The sequence below is a fragment of the Pseudomonas peli genome, assembly GCF_900099645.1.
GTDB lineage: Bacteria > Pseudomonadota > Gammaproteobacteria > Pseudomonadales > Pseudomonadaceae > Aquipseudomonas > Aquipseudomonas peli.
This window is the reverse complement of the sequence record NZ_FMTL01000002.1, coordinates 97,060-114,864: the sequence shown is the minus strand read 5'-3', so window position 1 is coordinate 114,864 and position 17,805 is coordinate 97,060. Positions and strand designations below refer to the sequence as shown.

The following is a 17,805-nucleotide window of genomic DNA, read 5'->3' as shown; positions in this document are numbered from 1 at the left end:
GCCTGAATCACTCAGGCGAAAGCGGCAAACCAATTGCTGCGCAGCGGCCGTGGGACATGTCAGGTAGCGGTTAAATTCGGCCCATTAACAGCAGCACCAACAGCACCACCACCACTACGCCCAAACCGCCCGTAGGCCCGTAACCCCAGCTTCTGCTGTGTGGCCAGGCCGGTATGGCACCGATCAATAACAGCACCAGCACGATCAATAGAATGGTACCCAGGCTCATGGCGTTCTCCTTGATGAGTTGCAACACGCCGGAACAACAGGTGCCGGCATGGCACCCAAGCGCTGCTTCATCCTGTACGCCACAGCGGCAAGTGTCGGTGCGCTATCGCACCGACGGCGGCCCTGCTATTCGGCGACCAGTGCCCCATCCACGATCAGCTGCGCCTCGCTGAAGATGCGCTGCAGGTGCGCCGCATCGCGGAAGCTCTCGGCGTAGATCTTGTAGATGTCTTCGGTGCCCGATGGCCGCGCGGCGAACCAGCCGCCCTCGCTGATCACCTTGATGCCGCCAATCGCCGCGCCATTGCCCGGCGCCTTGTCGAGCACCTGGGTAATGGCATCACCGGCCAGCTCACGGCTGCTGATCTGCGCGGGCGAGAGTTTGCCCAGGGCTTTTTTCTGCGCAGGGGTGGCCGGCGCATCAACGCGGTCGGCGTAAATCGCGCCGAACTCATCGCTCAGGCCTTGGTACAGCTCGCCAGGGTCACGCCCAGTCACTGCGGTCATCTCGGCGGCCAGCAGCGCTAGGGCGATGCCGTCCTTGTCGGTGGTCCAGACCCGGCCATCACGGCGCAGGAAGGTCGCCCCGGCGCTCTCCTCACCGCCAAAGCCCAGGGAGCCGTCGAACAGACCGCCGGCAAACCATTTGAAGCCCACCGGCACTTCCTGCATCGGCCGGCCCAAGCGCGCAGCGACGCGGTCAATCATCGCGCTACTCACCAGGGTTTTACCCACCGCTGCTGTGGCGCTCCATTGCGGGCGATGCTGGAACAGGTAATCGATGGCCACACTGAGGAAGTGGTTGGCCGGCAACAGGCCGACGCTCGGCGCAACGATGCCGTGGCGGTCGTAGTCGGTGTCGCAGGCAAAGGCGATGTCGTAGCCGTTCTTCAGGCCAATCAAGCGCTGCATGGCATGGCTGGAGGACGGATCCATGCGGATCTGCCCGTCCCAGTCCAGGCTCATAAAGGCGAACTGCGGATCGATAATCTCGCTCACCACGTCCAAATTGAGGCCGTACTGCTCGGCGATGCGGCCCCAGTAATGCACGCCGGCGCCGCCCAACGGGTCGACACCCAGGCGCAGGCCCGCCGCGCGGATCGGCGCGAAGTCGATGACGTTGCCCAGGTCATTCACATAGCTGGCGAGGTAATCGTATTCCTGCACATTGGCCGCCTGCCGCGCCTGCGCCAGGGGCATGCGCTTGACCTCGCGCAGGCCGCCTTCAAGCAACGCATTGGCGCGGTTCTGCACCCAGGTGGTGATATCGCTGTCAGCCGGGCCGCCGTTGGTGGGGTTGTACTTGAAACCGCCGCTGTCCGGCGGGTTGTGCGAGGGGGTGATGACGATGCCATCGGCCAGGCCCGAGCTGCGGCCCTGGTTGTGCACCAGGATGGCCTGGCTGATTGCCGGCGTCGGGGTGAACTCACCGCCAGCAGAGATCATGGTCTGCACGCCATTGGCTGCCAGCACTTCAATCGCGCTGTCCAGCGCCGGCTGCGACAGCGCATGGGTATCGGCGCCGATAAACAGCGGACCGCTGATGCCCTGAGCCGCCCGGTAATCACAGATCGCCTGGCTGATCGCCAGCACATGGGCCTGGTTGAAGCTGTGCGCCAGGGAGCTGCCGCGATGCCCGGAGGTGCCGAATGCCACGCGCTGGCTGGCCACGCTCAGGTCCGGCTGCAGATCGTAATAGGCCGCCAGCAGCGCAGAGATCTCGGTCAACAGGGACGCAGGTGCCGGCTGACCGGCCAAAGGGTGAATACGCGGGCTCACAACAGGCTCCAAAAATGATCGGACGGTGAAAAGTGCGCCAGTCTAGCAGCCCGACCGGGTAATCCCGAGAGGCTTTATATCGAAGCGCGCTAGGTGCGATAGCGCACTGACAAGCCCCTGCAAGCAGCGTATCTAATACTCAGCCCCCGTATTTGCGCCCGCATGGGACTTGCTCAGAGGTGACCATGGACAGACCAACCCAGCGCCAACCCGCCCCCACACCCGAACGGCTTGGCCCGCTGATTGGCCATGCTGCGCATCCTGAGCGAAAGCCCGCTTAGCGGGCAGTAAACCTATTGCAGTTGTCGACGTTAGCGCGGGTCAGCTCGCGGCCGGACGTTGTGCGTTGGAGAAGGCACGTGAGACACGTCCATAAACGGGGAGGGATGACATGCATAGGCTCGGATACATCCACGCGATAGCCGGCAGCATCGCCCTGATCCTGCCGGCCTTGCTGGCTGGCAACGCCTCTGCCGAGCTATTTGCGCCAGAAGTGTTCGGCCGCGCGCCACAGCACGTGACAACCACAGAACCGGCGCAGCGCAACAACCTGCACAACGCCAGGCTGCAACCGGAACCAGAGAATACTGAACGCACCAGCAGCAAGGCGCGTCTATACGACCGCTGGATCAGCCTGCCGGTAAACGCGCCGCAGTACGACCAGCCGCCACCGCCACGGCTGCGCTTCTGAGCGCGCAACCACACAGCACCTCCCACGATGCTTAACGCCATATCGGCAACGCAGGCGCCTCACCCGCACCGCGTAATGTTGTTCACGGAGGAATAGGCATCATGGCTAATCGCGTTCTGATCATTACCGGCAACAGTGACGATGCCGCGACCTTGGAAGATGTTCTGGATAGAGCCCAGGACGGCCCGTTCCTGATTGAGTGGGTGACCAGCCTTGCGCAGGCCCTGCAGCGCCTGGAAAGCCATCGCAAAGAGCCCATCGACGCGATCATGGTTGATCTCGATCTGCCGGACAGCCAGGGTTTGGCCACCTTCGATCAGCTGTTCGTCCTCGCCTCCAGCATTCCGATCCTCACGCTGAGCACCCTGGAGGATGACCAGCAAACCTGGGACGCCATTCAGCGTGGTGCCCAGGGTTGCCTGTCCAAGGGCCACTTCAACAGTTACCTGGTGCCGCAATCGCTGCGCAATATCATCCAGCGCAAGGCCGTGGAAGAGGCGCTGTTCGTCGAAAAAGCCCGCGCATCACTGACCCTCAACTCGATCAGTGATGCGGTAATCAGTACCGACCTGCAGGGCAACGTCGACTACCTCAACAGCGCCGCCGAACATATGACTGGCTGGCAACTCGACGAAGCCCATGGCCTACCGATCGACAGCGTGATGCACCTGGTCAACGATAAAAGCCGCGAGGCGGTGGCCAACCCCATCGTCAAGGTGCTGCAGCACGATGAGAGCAAACTGCTGGCGGCAGGCACGATACTGATCCGCCGCGATGGCAGCGAGTCCGCCATCGAAGATTCCGCCGCGCCGATCCATGATTCGGCCGGACGCCTCAAGGGGGCGGTAATGGTCTTCCACGACATGACTGCCGCCCACGCCATGACCGAAAAGATGGCCCATCTGGCGCAGCATGACGCCCTGACCAACCTGCCCAACCGCGCCTTGCTCAATGACCGTATCAACCAGGCGATCGCTCTGGCCGAGCGCCGCAGCAGCCATCTGGCGGTGCTGTTTCTCGACCTGGATAACTTCAAGCACATCAATGATTCGCTTGGCCACGGCGTCGGCGACCAGCTGCTGCAAGCGGTAGCGCTGCGCTTGAGCGACTGCGTGCGCAGCTCTGACACGGTCAGCCGTTTGGGCGGTGATGAGTTTGTGGTGCTGCTGAGCGAAAGCCACTCGGCCGACGATGCCGCGCGCACCGCCGAAAAAATCCTCAGTATCCTGGCCATGAGCCACACCATTGGCCAGCAGCAACTGCACATTACCTCCAGCATCGGCATCAGCACCTACCCCAACGACGCCACGGATGCCGAAGGCCTGATCAAGAATGCCGACACAGCGATGTACCTGGCCAAGGAAGAAGGCCGCAACAACTACCAGTTTTTCCGCCAGGAGATGAATGTTCACGCAGTTGAACGCCAGTTGATCGAAGCGCACCTGCGCACGGCCATGGAAAACAGCGAATTTATCCTTCACTACCAGCCGAAGATCGACCTGCACAGCGGCAGAATCACCAGCGCCGAAGCGCTGATCCGCTGGCAGCACCCGGCATGGGGCATGATTCTGCCGGCGCGGTTTATTCCGGTGGCCGAAGCCTGCGGGTTGATCGTGCCACTGGGCCGCTGGGTGCTGCTGCAAGCCTGCGCCCAGGCCAAACGCTGGGAGAACTGCGGCTATGCCCTGGATTCGGTGGCGGTGAACATCTCGGCCCTGGAGTTTCGCCGCAAGGACTTTGTCGACAGCGTAGAAAGCGCCCTGAGGGTCACCGGCCTTAAACCCAACAACCTGCAGCTGGAGATCACCGAAAGCGTGCTGATGCGCGACGCCCAGGCCAGCGCCACGATCCTGCAGCAACTCAAGACCCTCGGCGTGCAACTGGCGGTGGACGATTTCGGCACCGGTTACTCCAGCCTCAGCTACCTCAACCAGTTCCCCATCGATGTACTGAAAATTGATCGTTCCTTTGTGCAGGACATCCACAACAGCAACGGCATTATCGTCAGCGCCGTGATCGCCATGGGCAACAGCCTGAAACAGCGAGTAATCGCCGAAGGGATCGAAGAAACCGCGCAGCTGGAGTTTCTGCGCAGCCATCACTGCAGCGAAGGCCAGGGCTTTCTGTTCAGCCACCCGGTCAGCGCGGAGCAGTTTGCCAATCTGCTGCGCAGCGGCATCAGCTCGCCGATCAATACGCTTTACCAGACAACGGGCACCCTGGGTTAAAACTGCGCGCGTTAGTCGGCCTGCAGCGCGGCATAACACTCGCAGGCGGCCAACTCCAACCCGGCGCGATCAAGGATATGAATCTCACCTCGGCTATAGCTGATCAATCCGCGTGCCTGCATGGCTGCAGCGGCAATCGATACACCACTGCGGCGCACGCCAAGCATGTCAGCGAGGTACTCATGGGTCAGGTGAAAGTTATCGGCATGCGCACGGTCGTGGGTCATCAGCAGCCAACGCGCCAGGCGTGGCTCGATTTCATGGAAATGCGTACAGGCTGCGCTCTGCGACAGCTGCGTCATCACCACATACAGGTAGCGCTTGAGCGCACGTAGCAGCGCCGGGCTACTCAACAGCTCCTGCTTGAATAACTGACTGCTGATACGCAAGGCACTGCCCGAACCCTGCACCACCGCGCGCATAGGCGCCTGGCCAATGCCCAGGGCAAGGGTTGCGCCCAGCATGCCTTCATTGCCGATCAGGCCCATCTCCAGAGGCTGATGCCCATCCAGGGTGGTCACCAGCGAGACAAAGCCACTCAGCGGAAAATACACATGGCGAATCGGCTGGTTGGCTTCATGCAACACGTTGCCGAAAACCAGGTCCACCGGTTCGCAGCCATTCAGCAGTTGTTTGCGTTGTTTGCTGGGCAGCCCTTCGATCAGACGGCTGAAGATTTGCAGCGGTGCTTTAACAGACATTCACTTGTCCCGAGCACGACGCTTGCCAAAACATGGCACGACAACGGTGCTTGACGCTATCGCCGCTGCAGTCTGCCTGAGCATTTGGCAAAGCTCTGTGCGCTGCGGCACTCAAGCCAAGCCATTAAATGGCTAACCGCGCGCGTAACAGATTGGGGCTTTGGATGCGCTGGCTTTAAGGCAGTAGGCGGTCGGTTTCGCGCTTGACCACGGCGTAACACTCACAGCTCAGGCTTTCCAGCTTGGCGCGATCGAGCACGGTGATCAGCCCGCGGCTGTAATCAATTACGCCTTGGCGATGCAGTTTGCCGGCGGCCTCGGTGACGCCCTCGCGGCGCACGCCGAGCATATTGGCGATCAGTTCCTGGGTCATGGCCAGCTTGTTGTCCCTCAACCGATCAAGCGACAACAACAGCCAGCGGCACAGCTGCTGATCAATCGAGTGATGGCGGTTGCACACCGCCGTCTGCGCCATCTGGGTAATCAGCGCCTGGCTGTAGCGCAGCATCAGCTGCAGCATGTCGCCATGCCGGTTGAACTCTTCCTTGAAGCGTTTGCCGAGTACCCGGTAAGCGCTGCCAGCACTTTGTACAAGGGCGCGACTGGTGGTGCTTTCACCGCCCATAAACAGCGCCACACCAATCACCCCGTCATTACCCACCACGGAAATTTCCGCCGACGCACCGCTTTCCATCACATACAGCAGGGACACAATCGAATCGGTGGGAAAGTACACATGCCGCAGGGTATCGCCTGATTCGTAGAGCACCATGCCCAGCGGCATATCCACCAACTCAAGGTGCGGCAACAGACGCTCCAGCACTTCGTTAGTTAAGGCGGCAAGCAGGTGGTTTTGCTGCGGGTTGGGGGCTGCGGACATCACTGTCTCCGGTCTTCTAAGGCCTGTTGGCGATTGATATGCGCTCGCTACAGAGCCTTAACTGCACACAGCAGCATAATCCAATCTGTTTTTATATCTGTACGGTAGCGCACAGACAGCCCCTATGCTGAGCCGCTGCAAGCAGCGGTACGCTGTCCTTCGTGCAGGCCAGAAATAGGCCGATATGCAGCTTCTACAGCCATTTGCGGCTATCCTTGCCGGCCTCTTTTCTGCCGCAGGATGAACCCAATGAAAGCCCAGCTTGAAGAACTGATCAGCAAAATAAGCTCGGGCTGCATGCTGCCGGAAGAAGTCACGCGCATCGCCGATGAAGCCGCCCAGGCCTACGCCGATCCGCAGGCGTTTCTCGCCGCCAACCCGGACATCAATTTCGACGACAGCTTCCCCATTCCACTCGGCGAATGGGTGGTGGTCGGCAGCCTGCCGGAGACTGTGCTGTTTCAGGCCGACAGCTATGACGCGCTGTTCCAGCAGATCACCGAATCGTTCGGACCAGAGGTGAGCTTTGTACTCAAAGCCAAGCAACTGGCCAAGGTCGAGCCGCTGAAAGCGCTGAATCGCATTCAGGTGCAACTGTCCAGCCTGTCACCGGAAACCAAGGGTTATGTGTTGCTGGATTTCAGCGAGCCGCTGGATGACGAGCTGCAAGCCGTACTGGTGTACAGCACGGACCTGGCGCGGGTGATGGAGCTGGCAGTGGAAGTCGGCATCTACGCCGCGCCGGCCTATGAAGCACTTAAAGCCGCGCAAGAAGCCGAGTAAACGAGAAGTGCGCCAGGCCATCGGCCTGGCGATCAGGAATGGTTGCGGCGTAACTCAGCCAGCTTGGCCGCCAAAGCGTCCAGCTCGGCGCTCTGCCCGGGCGGCAGTTGGCGCAGTACCGCCTGACTCAGACGCATCTGTTTGATAAACCGCCGGCAGTGCTGACACATCGCCAGGTGCAAGCGCACGGACATGCGTTTACCCAGGCCCAACTGACCATCAATAAATTCACTGGAGTGGGCCACCAACTCCTTACAACTCAACATTGGCCAGTCTCCTCAAAATGCTCCAGGGTGGCGAATACCTTGAGACGCGCGCGGTGCAGCAGCACCCGCACATTGGAGAGCGAGACCTGCAAAAGATTACAGATTTCTTCCAACTCCAACCCTTCACGCTCACGCAGGTGCAGCACGCTGCCCTGCAACTCGGACAGGCTGGCCAGGGTTTTCTCCAGGCATTCGCGTAATTCGTCCTCGGTCAGCAGGGCTTCCGGGGAGTCGTGATGCCAGGCATGCGGCGCCAGCAGCCAATGGCCATCCGAGCTAAATCGCTCATCACCAATGCTGCCGTGGGGCGAGGGAATGTCGTCGAGCAGCACTTCACGGCGATTGCCCTTGAGACGGGTTTTCGCGGTGTTGGCGGTGATGGTCAGCAGCCAGGTCTTCAGGCTGGAGCGCGCCTGAAAGCCATCGAGGCTGCGCACCACGGCCAGCCAGGCGTCCTGCACCACTTCATCGGCATTACGGCTGCCGACAATGGCAAAGGCCACCGCGCGCATTGCCCCCTGATAGGTGGCAACCAGTTCGCGGTAGGCCTTCTGCTCGCCCGCCCGCAGACGGGCCAGCAGCGCCTGATCGGCTGGGTAATCCATTAGTGCTTACGCAGGATCACGCTACCAATCGAATAACCTGCGCCGAACGAGCTGAGCACACCGAGGGCGCCGCTCGGCAGGTCTTCCTGGTATTTGTGCAGGGCGATCACCGAACCGGCCGAGCTGGTGTTGGCGTAGGTATCGAGAATCACCGGTGCTTCGCCTGGCTCAGCATCGCGGCCAAGCAGCTTGCGTGCGATCAGCAGGTTCATGTTGAGGTTGGCCTGATGCAGCCAGAAGCGTTTCACATCGCCGACGTTCAGCTTGTTCTCGGCCAGGTGCGCGGCAATCAGCTCGGCAACCATCGGGCAGACATCCTTGAACACCTTGCGCCCTTCCTGAACGAACAGCTTGTCACGCGCGCCGACGCCCTCTTCCGCACAGCGGTTGAGGAAGCCGAAGTTGTTGCGGATGTTGTTGCTGAACTGGGTGATCAGCTTGGTGCCGACGATATCGAACTGGTAGTTCGAGGTGGCCTGGTCGGCACGCTCGATGATTACCGCCGTGGCGGCGTCACCGAAGATAAAGTGGCTGTCGCGGTCACGGAAGTTCAGGTGGCCGGTGCAGATTTCCGGGTTGACCATCAGAATCGCGCGGGCCTGGCCCAGCTGCACGCTGTTGGCCGCAGCCTGGATACCGAAGGTGGCGGAGGAACAGGCCACGTTCATGTCATAACCGAAACCCTGGATGCCCAGTGCGGCCTGCACTTCAATCGCCACCGCCGGGTAGGCGCGCTGCAGGTTGGAGCAGGCCACGATCACCCCATCGATATCGGCGGCAGTCTTGCCGGCGCGAGCCATGGCGTCCTTGGCGGCGCCTACGGCCATTTCGCAGAGGATGCCCCAGTCTTCATTGCTGCGCTCCGGTAGGCGCGGCGCCATGCGCTTGGGATCGAGAATGCCGGCCTTGTCCATGACAAAGCGGCTCTTGATGCCCGAGGCTTTTTCGATGAAGCCGCTGCTCGACTCGCTCAGCGCTTCGACTTCACCACTGGCGATGGCCGCGGCGTTGTCGGTATTGAATTGCTGGACGAAGGCGTTGAACGACTCGACCAACTCATCGTTGGAAATACTGTTTGCCGGGGTATAGAGGCCGGTACCACTGATCACGACGTTATGCACAGTCATTCCTCTTGTTCTTCGCCGCAGGCAGCGGCCAGTTATGCAATACACCCTGGCAGGCTAGGCCATGGGCAAAAAAACGGCTGACAGGCTCAGCAAACTCGATCCATGAAACGTCCTGTTACGAGCCTTGGAGTTTGCCACAGCCTGGGGTGCTTCGTCCGCTCAGCACGTCTGGGACCTGCAACATACTGCGGACTATTGAGGCAAAGATGCTCACAACGTCGCGCAAGACACATCCCGCCCAGTGCCTTGATCGGAGACGGTGCGACCTCACCCGTCCGGGGGATAGATGATTGTCGGACAATCTATATGCTCGCCTTTCCCTAATAACAAGAAAGGTTTCCGTCATGCGCAAGCTGCTTCTATTGCTGGTGCTGAGTTTTACCTCCCTGAGCCAGGCCGCCGTGGGTGTATTCCCCGACAGCACCTTCCAGAATCTTGACCACGGCCTGTACTGGTTTGGCTACGGCGATAGCTGGCAAAAAGCCGTGCCTGGCCAGACGAATGCCTATTACGTGGCCAGTAAACCAACACTGATCTACATCCACGGCTGGCAGAACGGCTCGACGCAAAAGAAGAACCGCGAAACCTTCAACCGTAAGGATGCCGGCGGCCCCGATCTGGATCTTGCCAACGCTTGGCTGGCAGCGGGCTACAACATGGGCGTGCTGTATTGGAATCAGTTCGCCGATGAAGGCGAAGTCAAAGATGCCGAGGCCAAGATCTGGACCGCCAGCGGCCCACGCGCCATGCGTTGGCGCAACAGCAGCGGGGTATACACCACAGGCCCCAGCCAATCGGCTAGCGACCTGCTGTTCAACAGTTACAAAGCTAACCTGGCCGGCTACAGCGGCAGCAACATCCGCATCGCCGGTCACTCACTGGGGAACCAGATGGCCATCGTCCTGACCAAGAAAATCAGCGATGCCGTCACTGCCGGAACCATCAACAGCAAACTGCTGCCCAAGCGCGTCGCCCTGCTCGATCCGTTCTACTCCAACAACGCGAAAAGCTACCTGGGTAACAAGTGGGTCGGCGAAGTCTGCCGCACCTATGTCAGCGAGCTAAAAACCAAAGGTGTGATCTTCGAGACCTACCGCACCTCCGGGGCCAGCAGCACCGGTTTTATCGGCGACAGCAACACTGGGCTGATGAACATGACCGCCTTCAGCGAACTCAAGCCCTGGTACTTCAACGCCACGCAACTGACCGAGAAGCACAATGCGGCGGTCTGGCACTACCTGTGGTCGTTCAGCAACAACCCGCCGCTGATCAGCGGCACCAGCAACCAGGCCGCCTCTGCCAAAACCAGCGACAGCCGCATCAATACCTTGATGAATGGCAGCAAGAAATTGGTTCAGGATCAGGGCGCCTACAGCAAGGAACCCTCAGACGATAACTTTAAGGAGGCCAATCGCTGATCCCCATGCGCCGCCCAGGCTGATGAATGCGACCGTGCGACTCAAGCCGGCTTGACTATCTGGGCACAGCATGAAAAAACAGAGGCTCGCAGGGCCGCGCAGGCCCTGCACTCTTGCGTTTCTGGATACCTGTCTTATGGCCCTGCATACCTGGCTAATCTTTCTTACGGCAGTGTTTGGCCTGTCGCTGACTCCAGGCCCTAATGGCCTGCTCGCGCTCAGCCATGGCGCCTTGTATGGCCACCGCAAAACCCTGTTTACCGTCAGCGGCGGCGTGCTGGGATTTACCCTGCTGATGGCCTTGTCGATGCTCGGTATCGGCACCCTGCTGCAAGCCTCGGCGCAGGCCCTCACCATCCTCAAATGGCTCGGCGGCGCCTACCTGATCTGGCTCGGCATTCAGCTCTGGCGCGCGCCGCCACTGCACCTCGCGATGGCCGAAAAAGCAGCCGAGAGCAGCGGCTTCAAGCTGTTTCGCCAGGGCCTGCTATCGGCATTGTCCAACCCCAAGGTGATCCTGTTTTTCGGCGCCTTTCTGCCGCAGTTTCTCGACCCACGCGGTGACCTCTTACTGCAGTTCGCCATCATGGCGCTGACCTTTGCCGTGGTCGAAGGCAGCGTCGAATACCTGTTGGCACGCATGGCCCATCGCGTGCGGCCCTGGCTGCAACGCAGTGGCAAAGGCTTCAATCGCTGCTGCGGCGGGCTGTTTGCCTTGATGGGCGCAGCCCTGCCGATGACCCGCTGAAGCGCCTACAGCGCAAAGGATCTGCCTTGGTGTCCAAGCTGTTACCTGCCCTGCTGTTGCTCACCCTGAGCGGCACATCATTCGCCGCCGAGCGCGCGCTGCGCTTCTCGATCAATGACAGCTGGGCCATGCCCATGGTGCGTATCGAAGACGGCAAGGCAGTGGAAGGCATCCTGGTCGACTTGCATCAGCGTCTGGCCGCCAAGGTTGGGCGCAAGGCAGAAATGGTGGTGATGCCGCGTATGCGCGTGCAGCACGCGCTGGATACCGGCGACATTGATGTGCGCTGTTACGTGAGCCCGAACTGGGTCAACAGTGGCCACCATCGCTATATCTGGAGCCTGCCCTTTATGACGCAGCGTGATGTGCTGGCAGGTGTTACGCCCGAGAAACTGGAGCCCGAGCAACTGCTCAATGAGCGCCTGGGCACCGTCCTCGGCTTCACCTATCCGCGCCTGGAGCCGCTGTTCGCCAGCGGCCAGATCCAGCGTGAAGACGCCCGCACCCAGGATCAGGTGCTGCTCAAACTCAGCGCTCGGCGAAACCGCTATGCCATCAGCAATGAACTATCCCTGCACTGGTTCAACCGCCACCAGGCGCCCGGGGAGAAACTGCACCACCTGAGCGAAGTGGCCAGCGATCCCATCGCCTGCATCGTCCGCGATGCCCCGGATGTCCCGACCATGGCCCTACTGCGCGCCATGGTGCAGATGAAACAGGCTGGCGAATTCGACGAAATACTCGCCCGCTATCGCTGACCTCAACCCCCTACGCACGCGCCGCTTATCGTCCACAGCTTGCCACGTCTTATTTAGTTAGTTAGCCTAACGAAATATAACGGAGAGCAAGCATGCCGATCACCGACAGCCTTAAACGCCTGCAATGGCACATGTGGCACCACTGGCGGCAGTACGCCCAACACAGCGGCAGCATGGAACTGAGCAACAGCGAGTTGGACTACCTGTATGCCCTGATGTCCGCCGAAAACGGCCTGCGCCTGACCGAACTGGCCGAACGGATGAACGTCAGCAAGGCCAGTGCCAGCGCCATGGCCAGCAAGCTGGAGGCACGCGGATACCTGCAGCGCCTGCCCTGCAGTGAGGACGGCCGCGCCATGCGCCTGCTGGCCACGGCCAAATCCAACGCGCTGGAACAGGAAGAGCGCGACGTCTACGTGCAAACCGCCGCCAGCCTTGAACAAAACCTCAGCCCTGAAGAAATGCAGCAGCTGAGCCAGCTGCTGGCCAAAGCCTGCCAGACCCTCGAAATCGGCTGACCCAGCCGCGCAACCGTTTACCCGTGAAAACCTTATGAACAGTCAAAGCATCACCCGCACCTTCTGGCGCTACAGCATCCCGGCCATCGCCGCCTTGATGATCAGTGGCCTGTACATGGTCGTCGATGGCATCTTTATCGGTCATGCCATGGGTGCCACCGGCTTGTCGGCGATCAACATGGCCTGGCCGCTGTCTGGGCTGATGCTGGCCATCGGTATGATGATCGGCATGGGCGGCGGCGCTCAATGCTCCCTGGCCCAGGGCGCCGCACAGTGGCCGGAGGCGCGCAGCTATCTGGCTCAAGCCATCTGGCTACTGGTTCTGCTGGGCATTCCCACAGGCGTGCTGGTAGTACTGATCGGCCCAGAATTTATGGCCATGCAAGGCGCCGAGAACGACCTGGCGCAACTGGGCAATGACTACCTGCGGGTGATCGGCTGGGCCGCGCCTTTGGTATTCGGTTCCATCGCCCTGCCCCTGCTGGTACGCAACCTCGGCGCACCACGCCTGGCTACCCTGGCCATGCTGATGGGCGCGCTCACCAACGTGGCACTCGACTACCTGTTTATCATCGTCTGGCAATGGGGCCTGCACGGCGCAGCCCTTGCCACGGTGATCGGCGAGAGCCTGTCGGTGCTGATCTGCCTGGGCTTTATCTGCAGCCGACATAACCCGCTGCAGATGCCCCTGGCCGCCTGCACGCTGAACCTGCGCAAGAGCCTGGACGTGCTCACCACCGGTTTCTCCAGCATGCTGATGTACCTCTACATGAGCCTGGTGGTGGTGCTGCACAACCTGCTGTTTATGCACTACGGCAGCCCCTTGCAGGTGGCCGCCTATGCCATCGCCGGCTACCTGATGGCCTTCTACTACATGTTTGCAGAAGGCGTTTGCGGCGGTATGCAGCCCCTGGTCAGTTACTTCTACGGTGCCCGCGAGCCGGATAAAGTACGCCGAGTGCTACGCCTGGGCCTGCTCACCGCTGTGGGCAGCGGCGTGCTGATGACTGCAGCGCTGTTAATCCTGCCCAGGTTGTTTGCCGGAATTTTTAGCGGCAGCGACCAAGCCCTGCTGGACGCCAGCGTGTTGGGCCTGCGCCTGCATCTGTTCGCCATGTTCCTTGATGGTTTTATCATCCTCGCGGCGAGCTTCTTCCAGGCCATGGGCCAGGCGCGAAACGCTACGTTGGTGACGGTGGGCAATATGCTGATCCAACTGCCCTTCCTCGCAGTGATGCCACTGCTGCTGGGGCTTAACGGCGTGTGGCTGGCCTTGCCGCTATCCAACGTCTGCCTGAGCCTGGTGGTGATCTGGATGTTGCGGCGCCAGTTGCAGCAGCTAAAAACGCTCGATAGCGCTCCCTAAGCGCAAAACCTAAGCAGCCGCTGTAAGTGACGCACGAGCAAGTGCGTCACTTACAGCCTTCAAATGACCACACGCCGTGCCGGCGGCAGCAAGGCCTTCACCTGGGCATCAGAGAACTTCAGCTGCGTCTGTAAATGCTGAGCAATCTGCTCAGGCGTATACCCAGGCAAGGCCCGGCCACTCAGCACAACACGGAACGACACGGCGATCCCTCGCTACAAATTGAAATGAGTCGGCAGATTAACAAAGCGTGCAGCACTCGCGGCCGGTCACATAGGGCTCAGGTCACCGACAGCTGCGCAGTATTTGCAGGGGGCGCACATTCATCTAAAACCCGCGCCTCAGGTTGGCCATTCCAGACCTGCAACGGCCGTTCGACACCCTTCAGTAACCAACCACTGCGCCCACCCACCAAGGTGCTGACTGCATGCGCACGGCCAAATGAATTGTGCCGAGCCAGCAACAGCACGCTGTCACGCAGCCAGGCCAGGCTGCGGCTGTGAGATTGGAACAGTGGCGTGAGCAGGCGACTGGCTTGGCGGTAATAACGCAGGTGATCACGCCGGCTACTGGCATAGGCGGCGAATACCGCTGACCAGTCGCAGTCGTTTGGGGTGCGTTGTGTGGTGATTGCGGCGGACAAGGCAGCCGCATCCACCAGCGCCATATTCGCGCCCTGGCCCAGTTGCGGGCTCATGGCGTGGGCGCAGTCGCCGATGGCGATCACCCGGCCGTCGTGCCACTGCTGCATACGCACATCGGCATACACCGCCTGGCTCAGTTGCTCGGGACGTTCGATCAGTTCAACAAAGGGTTCGGCAGCGCTGCCCGCCAGTTGCAGCACCTGGGCTTTCCAGGCAGCCAAGCCGGCTTTACGCCAGGCGCCGAACTGCGCCACCGGCAGGCTCCAGAACAAACTGCTCAGCGCTTGCTCGCGGTTCAAGTGAGTACGCCCAGTGGGCATGATGCCGAACATCTGCGCGCAGTCCCGATACCACTGCCGCAGGTCCGTGGTATCCGGTGCGTTTGGCGACAAAGCCGGGGTCGGCACAATGCTCCACAACGCGCCCCAAGGGTAAGGCTGCAGCCACTGCTTGACCTTCATCTGCCCACGCAGTGCCGAGCGCACGCCATCAGCCAGCACCAGCGCGGCGAACTCGCCGAATGGCTGCTCCACGCCCTGTTCGTCCTGGCGATACAACTGCACATGGCTGCCGTGCTGGCTGAAACGGCTGATATGCACGCCGGTTTCAACCTGCACACCGGCGTGCCGCGCCGCGTTGAGCAAGGCCGTGAGCAATACGCTGCGGTGAATGCCCATGCCGAAACTGCCGGGCTGCCAATGCGCGTAACGGGTATCGAGAATCACCCGGCCATTGGCCGAGGTGCCGTACAAGCGACTGACAGGAGCACCCAGGCCGCTGCACTCGGCAAATAGGCCCAACTGCTGCAGCACCGCCAGCCCCGAAGGTTGCAACAACACCCCAGCACCCACCGGCTGCAGCTGCGGCACTCGCTCCAGCAGGCGCACGCTGAAACCCTGACGAACGAGGAACAGCGCCGTGGCCAACCCCGCCGTACCAGCACCGACAATGGCAATCGGCAATCCCTTCACGACCCGTCTCCGTTAATTAACCGAGCGGATTCTACCCTTGCCGCTTGCCCGCACGGCCATACGCAGTAACAGATTGCCGCCAGTCTGAGCGCCAGCGCACATCAGAAAAGAAGGTTATCCGGGTGATGCGCGGGCCGATGCAGACGGCAGAAGTAGCCGGCGCCTGAAAGGGCACCGGCTAACTGAGGGTTACTGAGTAACTGGCAGGATGTCGAAACCTTTACGGTTATCGCTGACGATGCGGAAGTTCTGCATCGAGCCCGGCTCAACTTTCACGGCCAGTTCACGACGCAGGCGGCCCATGCCGCACAGGGTGTCGTCCATCTCGTCGATACCAATGCTCAGCACCCGTGTGCCGACCGGCACATGAAAACGCACCTGCTCACCCACGCCAATGCGTGCGGCCACCTTACGGTCGACCAGCACCGCTACATAGCAGCCGCCGCCCATGCCGCCGAAGTCGCGATTGACCTGCAACTGTCCGCCCTGCCCCAGCGGCGCCTGATAGCCCAGTAAACGGTCTGCCGGCACAGGTTTGACATCCTCTGGCGCGGGCTTCCAGGACGAACAGCCGGCCAACAGCAACAGCGGTAAAACGGCACAAATCAATCGCATGGGAGCCCTCCATGGGCGCAGAAAACAGCAAAGGGGAACAGCCAAAACGGCTTGAGTATTGCCCCTGGCGCGGCCGGCCTCAAGTACAGACTTTTGCGCCGCCGCAAGCAGGCTTTTATCAACCGGCGATGCGCTTGAGCAGACGCGCCTGCAGCGCCGCCAGCTCTTCCGGAGTCGCCTTGCCACCGGCATGTACGCTGAGCGTCTCGCCGGCATAGCGCGGCACGATATGCATATGAATATGGAACACCGTCTGCCCGGCTGGCGCGCCATTGAACTGCGCCACTTGCACCCCGGCAGGCTCCAGCTCATCGACGATCACACCCGTAAGCTTCTGCACCACGGCCATCACCTTGCTCAGGCTGTCACTGTCGATTTCCAGAATAGTGCGCGCCGCCGAGCGCTTGGGAATCACCAGGGTATGGCCGAAGGACTGCGGAAACACATCAAGGAAGGCCAGTACGTCCTCATCCTCGTAGAGCTTGTAGCAAGGGGCTTCGCCGCGGATGATCTGGGCAAAGATATTCTGGTTGTCGTATTCGCCGTGCAGGCTCATCGGGGTTCTCCAGTGGGCTGGGGTTGAGATGGCCCCAACCATACCGATTTCTGCACGCGGGGAAAAATCTGCAACCTGACCAAATGGCCAATCACCGTTATCCTGCGCCTTTCGCCACCTTAATCCGGAGCGCCCATGTCAGACCTTTCCGCTTACCCCATTACGCAAAAATGGCCTGCCCAGCACCCAGAGCGTCTGCAGCTGTATTCGCTGCCCACGCCCAACGGCGTCAAAGCCTCGATCATGCTGGAAGAGATCGGCCTGGCCTATGAGCCGCACCTGGTCAGCTTCGACACTCACGATCAGCTCAGCGAAGAATTCCTCTCGCTCAACCCCAACAACAAGATCCCGGCGATCCTCGACCCCAACGGCCCAGGTGGCAAACCGCTGGCGCTGTTCGAGTCCGGGGCGATTCTGATCTACCTGGCAGAGAAAACCGGCCAGCTCTTGGCCCAGGGCCCCGCCACGCGCTACGAAACCCTGCAGTGGCTGATGTGGCAGATGGGCGGCATCGGCCCGATGTTCGGCCAGCTGGGTTTCTTCCATAAATTCGCTGGCAAAGACTACCCGGACAAACGCCCGCGCGACCGTTATGTCGCCGAATCCCAGCGCCTGCTCGGCGTGCTCGAACAACGCCTGCAAGGCCGCAGCTGGATCATGGGTGAGGACTACAGCATCGCCGATATCGCCGTGTTCCCCTGGGTCAGAAACCTGGTGGGTTTCTACGAGGCTGGAGAGTTGGTGGAGTTCGAGCGTTTCAGCAATGTGCAGCGGGTGCTGCAGGCCTTTGTCGCTCGCCCGGCAGTCATGAAGGGCCTGGCCACGCCAGCGCGCGGCTAAAATAGACGCCAGCAGCCCAGTCAACGCATAAGAACAGCACCACGAGAACCGATATGAACAACCCTCTTCAACAGCCAGCGGTG

Annotated in this window: 20 protein-coding genes; 9 read left to right on the top strand and 11 right to left on the bottom strand. The window is 60.9% G+C overall.

All coding sequences use genetic code 11. The annotated features are described in order from the left end of the window. Nucleotides 1–70: 70 nt before the first annotated feature. Both BLO50_RS09220 and pgm read right to left on the bottom strand, forming a co-directional pair. Nucleotides 71–229: a DUF3309 family protein gene (locus BLO50_RS09220; RefSeq protein WP_090251631.1), complete on the bottom strand. Its 159-nt coding sequence runs from the start codon at nucleotides 227–229 to the stop codon at nucleotides 71–73. A 125-nt stretch (nucleotides 230–354) separates the two neighbouring features. Then, nucleotides 355–2,007 carry a phosphoglucomutase (alpha-D-glucose-1,6-bisphosphate-dependent) gene (gene pgm, locus BLO50_RS09215; protein WP_090251629.1) on the bottom strand — a complete coding sequence of 551 codons (1,653 nt, stop codon included), beginning with the start codon at nucleotides 2,005–2,007 and terminating at the stop codon, nucleotides 355–357. 391 nt (nucleotides 2,008–2,398) lie between these two features. On the opposite strand from pgm, the gene BLO50_RS09210 reads away from it, so the two are divergent. Then, nucleotides 2,399–2,698 carry a hypothetical protein gene (locus BLO50_RS09210; RefSeq protein WP_090251626.1) on the top strand — a complete coding sequence of 100 codons (300 nt, stop codon included), beginning with the start codon at nucleotides 2,399–2,401 and terminating at the stop codon, nucleotides 2,696–2,698. A gap of 101 nt (nucleotides 2,699–2,799) precedes the next feature. Continuing rightward, the gene (locus BLO50_RS09205) at nucleotides 2,800–4,926 is read left to right on the top strand and encodes a putative bifunctional diguanylate cyclase/phosphodiesterase (RefSeq protein WP_090251624.1); all 2,127 of its coding nucleotides are present in this window, start codon (nucleotides 2,800–2,802) and stop codon (nucleotides 4,924–4,926) included. A gap of 11 nt (nucleotides 4,927–4,937) precedes the next feature. Here the strand turns inward: BLO50_RS09205 and BLO50_RS09200 are convergent, their stop codons facing one another. Continuing rightward, nucleotides 4,938–5,627: a Crp/Fnr family transcriptional regulator gene (locus BLO50_RS09200; protein WP_090251621.1), complete on the bottom strand. Its 690-nt coding sequence runs from the start codon at nucleotides 5,625–5,627 to the stop codon at nucleotides 4,938–4,940. A 175-nt stretch (nucleotides 5,628–5,802) separates the two neighbouring features. Then, nucleotides 5,803–6,507 (bottom strand): Crp/Fnr family transcriptional regulator, encoded by a 705-nt coding sequence (locus tag BLO50_RS09195; RefSeq protein ID WP_090251619.1) that lies wholly within the window; start codon nucleotides 6,505–6,507, stop codon nucleotides 5,803–5,805. A gap of 249 nt (nucleotides 6,508–6,756) precedes the next feature. Between BLO50_RS09195 and BLO50_RS09190 the strand changes: the two genes are divergently transcribed. After that, nucleotides 6,757–7,290, top strand: a complete 534-nt coding sequence (locus BLO50_RS09190) for a hypothetical protein (RefSeq protein ID WP_090251615.1) — start codon at nucleotides 6,757–6,759, stop codon at nucleotides 7,288–7,290. A 32-nt stretch (nucleotides 7,291–7,322) separates the two neighbouring features. Here the strand turns inward: BLO50_RS09190 and BLO50_RS09185 are convergent, their stop codons facing one another. The 3 genes from BLO50_RS09185 to BLO50_RS09175 are packed head-to-tail and all read right to left on the bottom strand — an operon-like array spanning nucleotide 7,323 to nucleotide 9,282. After that, on the bottom strand, nucleotides 7,323–7,556 hold the full coding sequence (locus BLO50_RS09185) for an anti-sigma factor family protein (protein WP_090251613.1): 234 nt from the start codon (nucleotides 7,554–7,556) through the stop codon (nucleotides 7,323–7,325). Beyond that, entirely contained in the window at nucleotides 7,550–8,161 is a 612-nt protein-coding gene (locus BLO50_RS09180; protein WP_090251611.1) for an RNA polymerase sigma factor, read from the bottom strand. Before BLO50_RS09180 ends, BLO50_RS09185 begins: the two co-directional genes overlap by 7 nt. After that, nucleotides 8,161–9,282, bottom strand: a complete 1,122-nt coding sequence (locus BLO50_RS09175) for a beta-ketoacyl-ACP synthase III (protein ID WP_090254040.1) — start codon at nucleotides 9,280–9,282, stop codon at nucleotides 8,161–8,163. Before BLO50_RS09175 ends, BLO50_RS09180 begins: the two co-directional genes overlap by 1 nt. 350 nt (nucleotides 9,283–9,632) lie before the next feature. On the opposite strand from BLO50_RS09175, the gene BLO50_RS09170 reads away from it, so the two are divergent. The 5 genes from BLO50_RS09170 to BLO50_RS09150 all read left to right on the top strand — a co-directional run bounded on the left by BLO50_RS09170 (nucleotide 9,633) and on the right by BLO50_RS09150 (nucleotide 14,096). Further along, nucleotides 9,633–10,706 carry an alpha/beta hydrolase family protein gene (locus BLO50_RS09170; RefSeq protein WP_090251608.1) on the top strand — a complete coding sequence of 358 codons (1,074 nt, stop codon included), beginning with the start codon at nucleotides 9,633–9,635 and terminating at the stop codon, nucleotides 10,704–10,706. A 136-nt stretch (nucleotides 10,707–10,842) separates the two neighbouring features. Further along, nucleotides 10,843–11,454, top strand: coding sequence for a LysE family translocator (locus tag BLO50_RS09165; protein ID WP_090251605.1), 612 nt, complete (start codon nucleotides 10,843–10,845; stop codon nucleotides 11,452–11,454). A 29-nt stretch (nucleotides 11,455–11,483) separates the two neighbouring features. Continuing rightward, nucleotides 11,484–12,212, top strand: a complete 729-nt coding sequence (locus BLO50_RS09160) for a substrate-binding periplasmic protein (protein WP_244152872.1) — start codon at nucleotides 11,484–11,486, stop codon at nucleotides 12,210–12,212. Between the two features lie 92 nt (nucleotides 12,213–12,304). Next, the gene (locus BLO50_RS09155) at nucleotides 12,305–12,730 is read left to right on the top strand and encodes a MarR family winged helix-turn-helix transcriptional regulator (protein WP_169852838.1); all 426 of its coding nucleotides are present in this window, start codon (nucleotides 12,305–12,307) and stop codon (nucleotides 12,728–12,730) included. Between the two features lie 34 nt (nucleotides 12,731–12,764). Next, the gene (locus BLO50_RS09150) at nucleotides 12,765–14,096 is read left to right on the top strand and encodes an MATE family efflux transporter (RefSeq protein WP_090251601.1); all 1,332 of its coding nucleotides are present in this window, start codon (nucleotides 12,765–12,767) and stop codon (nucleotides 14,094–14,096) included. 59 nt (nucleotides 14,097–14,155) lie between these two features. Here BLO50_RS09150 and BLO50_RS21820 read toward each other — a convergent pair whose 3' ends face one another. The 4 genes from BLO50_RS21820 to BLO50_RS09135 all read right to left on the bottom strand — a co-directional run bounded on the left by BLO50_RS21820 (nucleotide 14,156) and on the right by BLO50_RS09135 (nucleotide 16,882). Next, nucleotides 14,156–14,299, bottom strand: a complete 144-nt coding sequence (locus BLO50_RS21820) for a hypothetical protein (protein WP_167354450.1) — start codon at nucleotides 14,297–14,299, stop codon at nucleotides 14,156–14,158. Nucleotides 14,300–14,376: 77 nt separating this feature from the next. Further along, nucleotides 14,377–15,711, bottom strand: coding sequence for an FAD-dependent oxidoreductase (locus BLO50_RS09145; protein ID WP_090251598.1), 1,335 nt, complete (start codon nucleotides 15,709–15,711; stop codon nucleotides 14,377–14,379). Between the two features lie 189 nt (nucleotides 15,712–15,900). Beyond that, nucleotides 15,901–16,326, bottom strand: a complete 426-nt coding sequence (locus BLO50_RS09140; protein ID WP_090251595.1) for a 3-isopropylmalate dehydratase — start codon at nucleotides 16,324–16,326, stop codon at nucleotides 15,901–15,903. Nucleotides 16,327–16,444: 118 nt separating this feature from the next. Next, entirely contained in the window at nucleotides 16,445–16,882 is a 438-nt protein-coding gene (locus BLO50_RS09135; RefSeq protein ID WP_090251593.1) for an HIT family protein, read from the bottom strand. Nucleotides 16,883–17,017: 135 nt separating this feature from the next. Between BLO50_RS09135 and BLO50_RS09130 the strand changes: the two genes are divergently transcribed. Further along, on the top strand, nucleotides 17,018–17,722 hold the full coding sequence (locus BLO50_RS09130) for a glutathione S-transferase N-terminal domain-containing protein (RefSeq protein ID WP_090251590.1): 705 nt from the start codon (nucleotides 17,018–17,020) through the stop codon (nucleotides 17,720–17,722). Nucleotides 17,723–17,805 lie beyond the last annotated feature (83 nt).